This window comes from Nonomuraea sp. NPDC049152 (assembly GCF_040648355.1).
Taxonomy (GTDB): domain Bacteria; phylum Actinomycetota; class Actinomycetes; order Streptosporangiales; family Streptosporangiaceae; genus Nonomuraea.
Window position 1 is genome coordinate 101,348 of record NZ_JBEZDO010000029.1, and the last position, 13,054, is coordinate 114,401.

At 71.7% G+C, this 13,054-nt stretch carries 12 protein-coding genes; 10 read left to right on the top strand and 2 right to left on the bottom strand.

The genetic code is table 11. The features are described 5' to 3' along the window. Window positions 1–74: 74 nt before the first annotated feature. The 4 genes from AB0B45_RS39065 (at window position 75) to glgX (ending at window position 5,029) form a co-directional block, all read left to right on the top strand. Window positions 75–1,481 (top strand): ankyrin repeat domain-containing protein, encoded by a 1,407-nt coding sequence (locus AB0B45_RS39065; RefSeq protein ID WP_358141637.1) that lies wholly within the window; start codon window positions 75–77, stop codon window positions 1,479–1,481. A 149-nt stretch (window positions 1,482–1,630) separates the two neighbouring features. Then, window positions 1,631–2,173 (top strand): hypothetical protein, encoded by a 543-nt coding sequence (locus AB0B45_RS39070; RefSeq protein WP_358141640.1) that lies wholly within the window; start codon window positions 1,631–1,633, stop codon window positions 2,171–2,173. A 110-nt stretch (window positions 2,174–2,283) separates the two neighbouring features. Continuing rightward, window positions 2,284–2,712: an OsmC family protein gene (locus tag AB0B45_RS39075; protein WP_358141643.1), complete on the top strand. Its 429-nt coding sequence runs from the start codon at window positions 2,284–2,286 to the stop codon at window positions 2,710–2,712. Window positions 2,713–2,887: 175 nt separating this feature from the next. Further along, a complete protein-coding gene (gene glgX / locus AB0B45_RS39080) occupies window positions 2,888–5,029 on the top strand; it encodes a glycogen debranching protein GlgX (RefSeq protein ID WP_358141645.1) in 2,142 nt (713 codons plus the stop codon). On the opposite strand, the gene AB0B45_RS39085 is transcribed toward glgX, so the two are convergent. After that, window positions 5,026–5,409 (bottom strand): RidA family protein, encoded by a 384-nt coding sequence (locus AB0B45_RS39085; RefSeq protein WP_358141648.1) that lies wholly within the window; start codon window positions 5,407–5,409, stop codon window positions 5,026–5,028. The two genes, glgX and AB0B45_RS39085, sit on opposite strands and share 4 nt — an antisense overlap. A 73-nt stretch (window positions 5,410–5,482) precedes the next feature. Here AB0B45_RS39085 and AB0B45_RS39090 point away from each other — a divergent pair, with 73 nt between their 5' ends. Continuing rightward, on the top strand, window positions 5,483–6,379 hold the full coding sequence (locus AB0B45_RS39090; protein WP_358141650.1) for a LysR family transcriptional regulator: 897 nt from the start codon (window positions 5,483–5,485) through the stop codon (window positions 6,377–6,379). On the opposite strand, the gene AB0B45_RS39095 is transcribed toward AB0B45_RS39090, so the two are convergent. Beyond that, window positions 6,372–6,770, bottom strand: coding sequence for a hypothetical protein (locus AB0B45_RS39095; RefSeq protein ID WP_358141652.1), 399 nt, complete (start codon window positions 6,768–6,770; stop codon window positions 6,372–6,374). The genes AB0B45_RS39090 and AB0B45_RS39095 overlap by 8 nt on opposite strands. A gap of 130 nt (window positions 6,771–6,900) precedes the next feature. Here AB0B45_RS39095 and AB0B45_RS39100 point away from each other — a divergent pair, with 130 nt between their 5' ends. The 5 genes from AB0B45_RS39100 to AB0B45_RS39120 are packed head-to-tail and all read left to right on the top strand — an operon-like array spanning window position 6,901 to window position 12,831. After that, complete coding sequence (locus AB0B45_RS39100; protein ID WP_358141654.1) at window positions 6,901–7,620, top strand: pyrimidine reductase family protein; 720 nt, start codon at window positions 6,901–6,903, stop codon at window positions 7,618–7,620. 2 nt (window positions 7,621–7,622) lie between these two features. Continuing rightward, entirely contained in the window at window positions 7,623–8,747 is a 1,125-nt protein-coding gene (locus tag AB0B45_RS39105; RefSeq protein WP_358141657.1) for an ATP-dependent DNA ligase, read from the top strand. Between the two features lie 26 nt (window positions 8,748–8,773). Then, complete coding sequence (locus AB0B45_RS39110) at window positions 8,774–9,127, top strand: hypothetical protein (RefSeq protein WP_358141659.1); 354 nt, start codon at window positions 8,774–8,776, stop codon at window positions 9,125–9,127. 37 nt (window positions 9,128–9,164) lie between these two features. Next, window positions 9,165–10,595: an aldehyde dehydrogenase family protein gene (locus AB0B45_RS39115; RefSeq protein ID WP_358141720.1), complete on the top strand. Its 1,431-nt coding sequence runs from the start codon at window positions 9,165–9,167 to the stop codon at window positions 10,593–10,595. Between the two features lie 43 nt (window positions 10,596–10,638). Next, window positions 10,639–12,831, top strand: a complete 2,193-nt coding sequence (locus tag AB0B45_RS39120; RefSeq protein WP_358141662.1) for an acyl-CoA dehydrogenase — start codon at window positions 10,639–10,641, stop codon at window positions 12,829–12,831. Window positions 12,832–13,054 lie beyond the last annotated feature (223 nt).

A 13,054-nucleotide genomic window follows, 5' to 3' on the forward strand; every position in this document is an offset into this window, starting at 1 on the left:
TGCCGGACTTGCGGAGGACCGACATCCCGCTCCACTGGAGCCGGGCGCTCAACCGGAGACGCTAGGGTCCTGTCATGCATGAGGAACAGCTCTACCGGGCGGCGTTGAACGGCGACCTGGAGACCGTGGCCGAGCTGCTGGCCGCAGGAGCCGACCCCAACGTGGTCAGCCAGGGCGAGGAGGAGGGACTCCCGCTGTGCGCGGCGGCCGCGTGGGACCGCGTGGCCGTGGCCGGGGCGCTGCTGGCCGGGGGCGCCGACGTCAACGGCCGGGAGAACGGCGGCTGGCGGGCGCTGGCGTGGGCGGCGGCCAACGGCCACTCCGAGACCGCCGAGGCGCTCATCGGGGCGGGCGCGGAGGTGGACGCGGCCAACGACGACGGTGACACCCCGCTGACGCTGGCCGCGCGGCGTGGCGCGCTCGGCGTGGTGCGGGTGCTGCTGGAGGCGGGCGCCGACGTCGAGAAGTCCGACGCCGACGGCGACACCCCGCTCGACATCGCGGTCGACTGGGTGGGCGTCCACCTGGAGAGCGCGCTGCTCGACCAGATCGGGCAGGAGGGCTGGGAGTACGTCGTGGCCCGGCAGTACGCCAAGGACGGCACCGAGCTGGTCACGGTGGCGGGGCAGTCGCCCGACGGCGAGGAGCGCGAGCAGATCCAGGCGCAGCGCGGCCACGCGGCGATCGCCACGCTGCTGGAGGAGGCCGAGGGCGTCTACATCCCCGTCGACCAGCTGGTCGCCAGGGCGCTGGCGCACCGCGACACCGACGAGGACGCCGAGACGTGGTGGATCGTCGCCGACACCCTCGGCAAGCGCGGCGACGACGAGACCTACGAGGCGCTGTCCAGGCTGTGCGTCAGCGAGGACGCCCGCGAGCGCGAGTTCGGCGTGGACGCCATCGCGCAGTACGGGATCACCGAGGACGGCGACAAGCCGTACCTGGAGCGGACGCTGCCCCTGCTGCGCAAGATGGCCACGACCGAGGGCAACTCGCAGGTACTGCGGTCGGTGCTGGCGGCGCTCGGCCACCAGGGCGACCACAGGGCGCTGCCCCAGGTGCTCGACATCATCGCGCGCCCGGAGCACAAGCGGACGATGACGGACGCGATCGCGCTGGCCGACGTGCTGCCCGGCGACCCCGAGCTGCTGCGCGGGGAGCCGGAGGCCGGCGTGGAGCGCGACCTCTGGAGCGAGGGGCTGTCACTGCTGGTCGAGATGTCGCGGGACGACGAGGAGGAGGTCCGCGACTGGGCGACCACGGGCATCGCCAACCTCGACGCCGACACCTCGGAGATCCGCGAGGCCCTCGCGGCCAGGCTGGACGACGGCGACCTGCACACCGTGGCGGAGGCGGCCCGCGGGCTCGCGCTGCGCAAGGACGACAGGGCCGCGCGGGGGATCGAGCGGGTACTGGCCGGCAGCGACGACGACTACGCCCGAGAGGTGGCCGAGGAGGCCCGCAGGACCCTGGAGGGCTGAGCGCGCGGCACGTGACTCCGCCACGCCGCCGGTGCGCCGCACCTGGGCGTGGTGGAGTCGCCGGGCGAGTTTCGCCGAGGAGATGTCACGGAGAGCGATCACACGCTAACGTTCCGGTGGCCACTTGTCACCCGACGTAAGGACCGCGTGTGCGCATCGGACTCACCGTGGCGACCGTGCTGTTCGTCGCCTGCCTGCCGGCTCCGACGGGCCACGCGGCCGAGGGCCACGCGCCGGCGCGGCCCGACCAGTGCGCGGTCGACAGCGACAGGGAGATCGCGGCGCAGCTGGCCCGCCATCCCGGCGGCACCAGAGTCGACTCCAACACCGTCTCCTACGACGGCGGCGCGCTGAGCGTCAACGTCTTCCCCTCGACGTGCGAGAGTTTCGACGGGCTCGGCGACTGTGACTCCGGCGTGGCCTGCTTCTGGGCCCGCTCGCGCTACCAGGGCACCCAGTGGGTGCTCAGCGGCAAGGACAGGTGGGTCGACCTGCGCCTCGGCCGGTTCGGCTCGACGCACAACAACCACACGGGCGACCTGCTGCTGCGCGGCGCCCGCGAAGGGACGACCGTGAAGGTCTTCCGGCCCGACACCGGCAGCGCCGACACGCTGCCCCGGGGCGCGCGCAGACCGGTCGGCGGGCTCGACTGGGCCTGTCTCAGCACGCGGTCCTCGCGCGGCTGCGCCTGATCCGCCCCTGCGCGCGAGCCGCGTGCAGGGTCCGCGACCACCCGCCGGGCGCGGGCGATCAAGGGACACCAGCGGGATATGTTGGGGCTTTCCAGCGAAAGGACATCGCCATGGCGACCACTCGTACCGCCACCACGCAGTGGAAGGGCGCCCTGCTCGACGGTTCAGGCCAGGTCTCGCTCGACACCTCGGGCGTCGGCACCTTCGACGTCTCCTGGCCCTCGCGGGCCGAGGCGGCCAACGGCAAGACCTCCCCCGAGGAGCTCATCGCCGCCGCCCACTCCTCCTGCTTCTCGATGGCCCTGTCCCACGGGCTCGCGCAGGCGGGCACCCCGCCGCAGACGGTGGAGACCAAGGCCGACGTGACGTTCCAGCCGGGCGAGGGCATCACGGGCATCGTGCTCACCGTACGGGCCCAGGTGCCGGGACTCACCGCCGAGCAGTTCCAGGAGGCGGCCGAGACGGCGAAGGCCAACTGCCCGGTCAGCAAGGCGCTGACGGGCACCACCATCTCGCTCAACGCCGAGCTGCTCGGCTGACCCCTCCCGGTCGACGTCGACCCCGCGCCCCCGCTCGGGCGCGGGGTTCAGAGCATAGGGATCTCCCCGATCCCCAGAGCGGAACGGCGACGGCACACCTGGAGCGGGGGCTCCGGGTCGGATCGTGCAGTCGCCATAGCGACGGAAAGGCGGACACGTGCGACAATTGGGCCACATGCGAGAGGTCTGGCCGGGCGAGCCCTATCCACTCGGCGGCACCTGGGATGGCGTTGGAACCAGCTTCGCGGTGTTCTCCGAGGTCGCCGAGCGAGTCGAGCTGTGCCTGTTTGACGACGACGGCTCCGAAGAGCGCCTCGACCTGCCCGAGGTCGACGGCTTCGTCTGGCATGGCTACCTGCCGGGCATCACCCCTGGTCAGCGGTACGGCTACCGCGTGCACGGCCCCTACGACCCGTCGCACGGCTACCGCTCCAACCCCGCCAAGCTGCTGCTCGACCCCTACGCCAAAGCGATCGAGGGCGAGCTGCGCTGGAACGAGGCGGTCTTCCCCTACCACTTCACCGACCCCTCCAAGATCAACACGGTCGACAGCGCCCCCTACATGCCGAAGAGCGTGGTCATCAACCCGTTCTTCGAGTGGGGCAACGACCGGCCGCCGCACACGCCGTACCACGAGACGGTCATCTACGAGGCGCACGTGCGCGGGCTCACCATGCGGCACCCCGCGGTCCCCGAGGAGCAGCGCGGCACCTACGCGGGCATCGGGCACCCCGCGGTCATCGACCACCTGCTCTCGCTCGGGGTCACCGCGGTCGAGCTGATGCCGGTGCACCACTTCGTGCCCGAGCACTTCCTCGTGGCCCGAGGGCTGACCAACTACTGGGGCTACAACACGATGGCCTACCTGGCCCCGCACGGCGCCTACTCCAGCGCGGGCCAGCGCGGCGAGCAGGTGCTGGAGTTCAAGGCGATGGTGCGGGCGCTGCACGAGGCGGGCATCGAGGTGATCCTCGACGTGGTCTACAACCACACCGCCGAGGGCGACCACATGGGTCCGACCCTCGGCTTCAGGGGCATCGACAACAGCGCCTACTACCGCCTGCACGACGGCGACAGGCGCTACTACCTCGACTACACCGGCTGCGGCAACAGCCTCAACGTGCGCTCGCCGCACGCGCTGCAGCTCATCATGGACTCCCTGCGCTACTGGGTGCTCGACATGCACGTCGACGGGTTCCGCTTCGACCTGGCCTCCGCGCTGGCCCGTGAGCTGCACGACGTCGACCGGCTGAGCGCCTTCTTCGACCTCATCCAGCAGGACCCGGTGATCTCCCAGGTCAAGCTGATCGCCGAGCCGTGGGACGTCGGACCCGGCGGCTACCAGGTGGGCAACTTCCCGCCTTTGTGGACGGAGTGGAACGGCAAGTACCGCGACTCGGTGCGCGACTTCTGGCGGGGCACGGGGTCGGCGCTGCCCGAGTTCGCCTCCCGCCTGGCCGGCTCCGCCGACCTGTACGCCTCCTCGGGCCGCCGCCCCGTCGCCTCCATCAACTTCGTCACCTGCCACGACGGCTTCACCCTCAACGACCTCGTCTCCTACAACCGCAAGCACAACGAGGACAACGGCGAGGACAACCGCGACGGCACCGACGACAACCGCTCGTGGAACTGCGGCGTCGAGGGCCCCGTCGAGGATCCCGAGATCGTCCGGCTGCGCCACCGCCAGCGCCGCAACTTCCTGACCACGCTCTTCCTGTCGCAGGGCGTGCCCATGCTCTCCCACGGCGACGAGCTGGGCCGCACGCAGCGCGGCAACAACAACGCCTACTGCCAGGACAACGAGATCGCCTGGGTCGACTGGTCGATGGCCCACACCGAGGAGAGCCTGCTCGACTTCGTCCGCTCGCTGTCGAGGCTGCGCCGCGAGCATCCCGTCTTCCAGCGCCGCCGCTTCTTCCGCGGCCGCACGCCCGACGACGGCAAGCGCGATCTGGTGTGGCTCACGCCCGCGGGCGCGGAGATGACGGCCGGCGACTGGCACACCGGCTACGCCAAGTCGATGGGCGTCTACCTCAACGGCGAGGCCATCACCGAGCCGGGGCCGCGCGGCGAGCGCATCGTGGACGACTCCTTCCTGCTCCTGATCAACGCCCACCACGAGGACATGACGTTCACGCTGCCCGGCGCGGAGTTCGCCGACTCGTGGATCACCGTGCTCGACACCGACGACGAGGGTCCGGGCGACGAGGCGCTGTCCGGCGAGCAGTTGCCGCCGGGCGCGCGGGTGGAGGTCACGGCGCGCAGCATCCAGGTGCTCCGCCACCCGATGCCCGCTCCCCAGCAGGCGAGCCTCTAGCGCAGGCGGGCGGTGACCTCGATCTCGATGCGCATGCGCGGGTCGGCGAGGCGGCAGCCGATCATCGTGGCGGCCGGCCGTACCTCGTGGAAGGCCTGGCGGAGCACGGGCCAGCAGGGCTCGAAGTCGGCCGGCTCCGGCAGCATGTAGGTGACCCTGACGACGTCGGCCAGCGACGAGCCCGCCCGGTGGAGGGCGTCGCCGATGTTGCGCAGGCACTGGGCCGCCTGTTCGGTCACGTCGTCGGAGATGGTCATCGTCGCGTAGTCGAAGCCGGTGGTGCCCGAGACGAAGACCCAGCCGTCCTCGACGACCGCGCGGGAGTAGCCGATGGCGTGCTCGAACGTCGAGTCGCTGGAGATGAGCGTGCGTGCTGTCATGGCGTGCATCCTCACAGGGGTCTGAGCGATATGTCCAAGACTTCGTCTGGGCGGTCCTGATATCTCTGGAGATATGGAACGCCCCGAGCTGGACCTCAGGCAGTTGCACGCGTTCGTGGTGCTGGCCGAGGAGCTGCACTTCGGAAGGGCCGCCGAGCGCCTCGGCGTCGCGCAGCCGCCGTTCAGCCAGCAGATCAGGCGGCTGGAGGAGCGGGTGGGCCATCCGCTGTTCGACAGGGCCGCCCGCGAGCTGACGGCCGTGGGCGCGGAGCTGCTGCCCGCGGCCAGGCGGGCGCTCGACGAGGTGGCCGACGGGCTGGAGGGGGCCAGGCGGGTGGGGCGCGGCGAGGCGGGGCGGCTGCGCGTCGGGTTCCCCGCCTCGCTCGCGCTCACCGTCGTGCCCGGCGTGCTCGCCGCCTTCGGCAGGGAGCGGCCGGGGGTGCGGGTGGAGATGCGCGAGCTGACCACCACGCGGCAGCTCCAGGCGCTGCGCGGCGAGCGGATCGACGTCGGGCTGCTGCGCGAGACAAGGGAGGCGGAGGGGCTGGACGTGGTGCCGCTGCTGGCCGAGGAGGTGGTGGCCGTGCTGCCCTCGGCCCACCGCCTCGCGTCGCGGCGGCGGATCGAGGTGGCCGACCTGGCCGCCGAGCCGTTCGTGTTCTTCCCCCGCGAGCACGGCCCCGGCTTCCACGACAGGCTGCTCGGGCTGGCCAGGGCGGCCGGCTTCGAGCCGAGGGTGGCACAGCGGGCGGTGGAGTGGCAGACGGTGGCAGGCCTGGTCGCGGCCGGTCTCGGCGTGAGCCTCGCTCCCGCGGGGGTGAGCTCGGTACGGCCCGCGGGCGTGGTCTACCGGCGGCTGGCGGGCGCGCCGACGACGACGGTGGCACTGGCCTGGCGGCACGGCATCAGGGACCCGTTGGTGGAGGCCTTCGTCCGCCTGGCCGTCGCCTCCGGGGCGGCGCTCAGCTGATCGACGAGGCGGCCAGCAGCACCAGGACGAACGTGGTCACGCCCACCACCCCGTGCGCCAGCACGGCCAGCAGCGGAAAGCGCTGCTCGGCCCCCCTCGCGTGGCGGCCGGCGCCGAGCCACCTGGTGAACATCGTGAAACCCAGCAGCGCGGAGACCCCCAGCACTGCGAAGGCCAGCCAGGCCAGCAGCCGCTGCCCGGTCACCAGGTGCGCCACCCAGCAGGCCAGGGCGGAGACCGCGAGCGCGGGGTGGGAGAAGATCAACGTCACGGGGAAGCGGGTGACCTTCGTCGCCTGCTGCCGCAGGCCGCCCCCCGACAGCCACAGGTACAGCAGATAGAAGCCGATCAGAGCGTTGAGCACCCACGCCGCGACCGCGACAAGATCCATCCGGCCTCCCCTGCGTCCCCATCCCTGCCGCCACGGTATGCACAAAGGGCCACGTACGTCCCCTGATACATCAAACTGCTTATAACGCCCCTCACCCCGGATCGTCGGTGGCGTGTGCCAAGGTAGAGGAGTGCGTCGCATCCATCCCGACACAGCAGACGAACCAGACATCTCACAGGCCTACGCCTACCCCGAGCGGCGGCCTTGGCTACGCGTCAACATGGTCGCCAGCGCCGACGGCGGCACCTGGGTCAAGGGGCTGTCGGGCGGCCTGTCCAGCAAGGGCGACCGGCGGATCTTCGGGATCCTGCGCGGCCTGTCCGACGTCGTCATGGCGGGCGCGGCCACGGTCAGGACAGAGGGGTACGGCCCGGCCAAGCCGAGGGAGTCGTGGCAGCCGCTGCGCGAGGGCCGCCCCGCCGCGCCGCCCATCGCCGTGGTGACCCGGCGCCTCGACCTCGACCTGGGCAGCCCGCTGTTCACCGACGCCGAGCCCTACGCCCGGACGATCGTGATCACATGCGCGTCGGCGCCGCAGGACCGCCGTGCCGAGGCGGCCGAGCGTGCCGACGTGATCGTGGCGGGCGACGACAGGGTCGACCTCGGCCAGGCGGTCGCGGCGCTGCGCGAGCGCGGGCTCGACCGGATCCTGTGCGAGGGCGGGCCGCGCCTCAACGGCCAGCTGGCCGCCGCGGGGTTGATCGACGAGCTGTGCCTGTCGGTGAGCCCGATGCTGATCGGCGGCGGCGCGGCGCGCATCCTAAACGGCGAGGCGGCCCAGGTCGGCCTGAGCCTGGCACAGGTGCTGGAGGAGGAGGGCTTCCTCTTCTGCCGATACATCAGGGAGTAGCCATGGACGACGAGCTCGAGCTCCAGCTTGACCTGCCGGTGCTGCCGCCGGTGGCGCCGATGCTGGCCAAGGCGGTCAAGGGCATGCCCAAGCAGAACGGCTCGCTGTTCTACGAGCCGAAGTGGGACGGCTTCCGCTGCATCATCTTCCGCGACGGCGACGAGGTGTTCCTCGGCAGCCGCAACGAGCGGCCTTTCACGCGCTACTTCCCCGAGCTGGTCGAGGCGGTCAAGGCCGAGCTGCCCGACAAGTGCGTGGTCGACGGCGAGATCGTGCTGCGCAGGGGGCAGGAGCTCGACTTCGAGGCGCTGCAGCAGCGCATCCACCCCGCCGCCTCCAGGGTGAAGATGCTCTCCGAGCAGACCCCCGCCTCGTTCGTGGCCTTCGACCTGCTGGCACTGGGGTCGGAGTCGCTGATGGCGACACCGTTCGCCGAGCGGCGGGCGCGGCTCGAGGGGCTCTTTCCCGAGGCCGGCGGCTCGATCAGGCTCACCCCGGTGACCGACAGCGACGAGCGGGCGGCCGAGTGGTTCGAGATGTTCGAGGGGGCGGGGCTCGACGGCATCATCGTCAAGCCGGGCGACCAGCCGTACGTCCCGGACAAGCGGACGATGTTCAAGGTCAAGCACGAGCGCACCGCCGACGTGGTGATCGCGGGCTACCGCGAGCACAAGACGGGACCGATCGTCGGGTCGCTGCTGCTCGGCCTCTACGGCCCCGACGGCAAGCTCCATCACGTCGGCGTCGCCGCGTCCTTCCCGATGGCGCGCAGGGCCGAGCTGGTGGAGGAGCTCAAGCCGTACCTCGCCCAACTGGGCGAGCACCCGTGGGGGGAGTGGGCCGACCAGGCGCTGCTGCGGACCGGGCTGCCCGCGGCGACCCCGTCGAGCGGGGGCCAGCGGATGCCGGGGGCGGTGTCGCGGTGGAGCGCCAAGAAGGACCTGTCGTTCATCCCGCTCAGGCCCGAGCTGGTGATCGAGGTGGCCTACGACAGCATGGAGGGCGACAGATTCCGGCACACCGCGCACTTCCGGCGGTGGCGGCCGGACCGGACGCCCGAATCCTGCAACTACGAGCAGCTCGAAAAGCCGATTTCGTACAACCTTGATGACATCCTTGCCCGCTGACCGAAAGATGCGTTATATCTCGATCCATGACGTCACCTCACGGCGATGAGCTGCGCGCGGCCGTCGCGGCGCGCCACGACCTCGGACCCGACTTCGAGGACTCCATCATCGAGTCCTTCCTCGACAAGATGGGCAAGGAGGTCGACCGGCGGGTCGACGAGCGCATGGCCGCCGACGCGGGCCTGGCCAAGCGCGAGCTGAGGCAGCAGCAGAGCGTCGCGGGCATGCGGCTGTCGCTGGCGATCGTCTCGATCGTGATGGGCACGATCGCCACGGTCGCGCTCACCGTCGGGGAGTCCGGCCTGCTGACCTACATGGTCGTGTGGGGCGGCGTCTTCCTGGTCAACCTGGCCTTCACGTTCGGGTCGCCGCGCCGCTAGCCCTCTCGCGTCAAGCAAGCATATGCTTGGTCGCGTGATGGAGTATCGCAACCTCATCGGCGGCAGGCTCGTCTCCGCGGCCGACGGCCGTACCCTCGACTCGGTCAACCCCGCCACCGGCGAGGTCTGGGCGCGGATCCCCGCCAGCGGGAAAGCCGACGCCGACGCCGCGGTGGCGGCCGCCCGCGCGGCGCTGCCCTCGTGGTCGGCGATGCCCGCCCTGGGCAGGGCCCACTTCCTGCGCAAGGTCGCGGCGGTCTTCGCCGAGCACGCCGAGGAACTGGCCAGGATCGAGACCCGCGACAACGGCCGCATCCTTCGCGACACGCTTAACAGGGACCTGCCCGGCATGCGGTTCCTGTGGGAGTTGGCCGCGGGGCAGGTCCTCGACGCCGTCAAGGGTGACACCGTCATCCTCGGCCCCGACAGCCTGGGGCTGACCAGGCGGGAGCCGTACGGCGTGGCGCTGGCGATCATCCCGTGGAACTCCCCCGTCTCGACGTTCTCCGCCAAGGCCGCCTTCGCGCTGGCCGCGGGCAACACCGTGATCGTGAAACCGGCCGAGCAGGCCAGCGCCTCCGTGCTGCGCCTGGGCGAGTTACTGGCCGAGGTGCTGCCGCCCGGCGTGCTGAACCTCGTCTCCGGCATGGGCGAGGACGTGGGCGAGGCGCTCGTACGGCACCCCGGCGTCAACAAGATCAGCCTGACCGGCTCCACGCAGACCGGCATCGCGATCACCCAGGCGGCGGGGATCAAGCCGCTCACCTTCGAGCTCGGCGGCAAGTCGCCCAACATCGTCTTCCCCGACGCCGACCTCGACGCCGCCACCGAGGGCGTCACCGTCAACTCCATCTTCACCGGCAACGCCGGGCAGGTCTGCGTGGCCGGGTCGCGGATCCTGCTCCACCGCGACATCTGGGACGAGATGCTCGAACGGATCACCTCGGCGGCCGCGGGCATCGTACTCGGCGATCCGCTCGACCTGGGCACCACGATGGGCCCCATCGTGTCGGCGGGCCAGTATGAAAGGGTCGCCTCCTACCTGGAGATCGCCGAGAAGGAGGGCGCCGAGCGGGTCTTCGGCGGGACGACCGGCGCCGAGGTGGTGCCAGGGCTGCCGGGCGGCTACTGGGTCGCGCCGACCCTCTACACCGCCACCGACAACGCGCTGCGCGTCTGCCAGGAGGAGATCTTCGGGCCCGTCGCGGTGGCCATCCCGTTCGAGAGCGACGAGGAGGCGTTGGCCATCGCCAACGACTCCGCCTACGGGCTGGCCGCGGGCGTGTGGACGCGCGACCTGGGCCGCGCCCACCGGTTCGTGCGCGACCTCGAGAGCGGCACGGTGTGGGTCAACACCTTCCGGCAGATGCCGCCGGGCCTGCCGTTCGGCGGGGTGAAGGATAGCGGCTACGGCCACGACGCGGTGCTGGAGTACACCAGGGAGAAGGCCGCGATCATCAACCTGTGAAGGGCCCTGGCCACCGACCGAATAAGGTTCTAGATTCGGTCGCATGGCGATCGCACTGACCGAGGAACACAGAGCGCTGGCCGAGTCCGTGCGCGGGCTCGTGGCGCGTGACGCCTCCCACAGGGCGCTGGCGGCGCAGGGAGTGCTGGGACTGCACCTGCCCGAAACGGCGGGCGGGCAGGGGTACGGGCTGGTCGAACTCGCGGTCGCGCTGGAGGAGCTGGGATCCGCGCTCGCCCCCGGTCCCTTCCTGTCCACCGTGCTGACGTCAGCGGCGATCACGTGGTCGGGCCGGTGCGGCTCGCTGCTGCCGGGCCTGGCCGACGGTACGGTCACCGCCGCCGTCGCGCTGGACGGTCACGGGCTCGGCGCGCCGGACGGGCTCGGGCTCGGCGCGCCGGACGCCGACGTGTTCCTGGTGCCGGTCGCGGCGGGGTGGGCGGTGCTGGATCGGGCCTCGGTCCAGACGTCGGCCGTCGAGGGCGTCGACCTGTCGCGGCCGCTGTGGCAGGTGGAGTCGCCGGGCTCGTGGGAGGTGCCCGCGTCGCGGGTGCTGGGCGCGGTGCCGGTGCGGGAACTGGCCGCGGTGCTGCTCGGCGCGGAGGCGTGCGGAGTGGCGGCGTGGGCGGTGCGCACGGCGGCCGACCACGCGAAGGTCCGCGAGCAGTTCGGACGGCCGATCGGGCAGTTCCAGGGCGTCAAGCACCGGATCGCGGCGGCACTGGTGGCACTGGAGGAGGCGCGCGCGGCCGTCTGGGACGCCGCCCGCGCCCTGGACACAACCCGCACCCCGGACACCACCCGCACCCAGTCCCCCGCCTCCGCCTCCGTCTCCGACACCGGGCAGGACTCTCGGCATTCGACGGGTCTCCCCGGCACGCTCGGGCCGAGAGGACGGGAGGCCGCGGAGGAGGCTGCGGAGGAGGCTGCGGCGGCGCTCGAACCGGCGGTGCGGCTGGCGGTGGGGGTGGCGGCGGTGCTCGGGCCCGACGCGGCCGTGCGGTGCGCGGCCGACGCGATCCAGGTGCTGGGCGGCATCGGCTACACCTTCGAGCACGACGCCCACCGCTACTACCGGCGCGCGCTGTCGCTTCGCATGCTGACCGGCGACCCCGGCGTGTGGGCCGAGGAGGTCGCGGACCTGGCCATCGGCGGGGCGCGCAGGACCATGGAACCCGACCTGCCCGCCGAGGCCGGCCCGCTGCGCGAGGAGATCAGGACGCTCGCCGAGGGTCTGGCACGGGAGGAACCGCCGGCCAGGCTGGGCAGGTTCGCACGCGAGGGCTGGATCATGCCCCACCTCCCCGAGCCGTGGGGACGCGCCGCCTCGCCGCTGGAGCAGGTGATCATCTATCAGGAGTTCAAGGGGCTCGGGCGGCCCAACCTCGGCATCGCCGCGTGGGCGGTGCCGTCCATCGTCCGGTACGGCACGCGCGAGCAGCAGGACCGTTTCCTGCCCAGGACGTTCACCGGCGAGATCGTGTGGTGCCAGCTGTTCAGCGAGCCGGGAGCGGGCTCGGACCTGGCGGGGCTGTCGACCAAAGCGGTGCGGGTGGAGGGCGGCTGGTCGATCAGCGGGTCGAAGATCTGGACGTCGCTCGCGCAGTACGCGCACTGGGGCATCTGCCTGGCCCGCACCTCGCCCGGCAAACCGAAGCACGACGGGATCACGTACTTCCTGGTGGACATGTCATCGCCAGGGGTGACCGTACGGCCGTTGAAGGAGATCAACGGAGAGGAGATCTTCAACGAGGTCTTCCTCGACGACGTGTTCGTGCCCGACGACCTGGTCGTCGGTGAGGTGGACGGCGGCTGGCGGGTCGCCCGCGACACGCTGTCGCACGAGAGGGTGGCGCTCGGGGACTCCTGGGGCCCCGGGTCGCAGCACACGGACATGGTGAAGCTCGTCCAGCGCCTGCCCCGCCTGCGGCAGGCACAGCTCGAGCAGGCGGGACGGCTCTGGGCCGAGGGGCAGGCGATCTCGGCGCTGGGACTGCGGGTGACGCTGTCGCAACTGGCGGGGACGGACTCGGGGACCGCCTCCAGCGTGCGCAAGCTACTGGGGATGCGGCACGCGCAGGCGATCTCGGAGTTCTGCTGGTCGCTGGCGCCGGCCGATCCGCACTGGAACCGGATGATCCTGACGACGCGCGCGTTCACGATCGGCGGAGGGACTACCGAGGTCCAGCTCAACATCGTCGCCGAACGCGCCCTCGGCCTCCCCCGCGACCCCTGACGACCCCGAACCCCGCACGAAATCCGCCCGCTACTGGCTGGCGTCGCGGCTCGGGCACACAAAGCCCCGAGGTCCTCGACCCCTGAGCCGCCCGCCGCACCAGCGAGGCAGACCATCCCCCTGGGAGCCAAGGCCCTCCTTCCCGCTGGGTGGCGAGCCTCTTCCGGGTGACCAGCACGCCCGCTCGAAGTCACAGCCCTCCCCCACTGCGGCGGCCGACGTC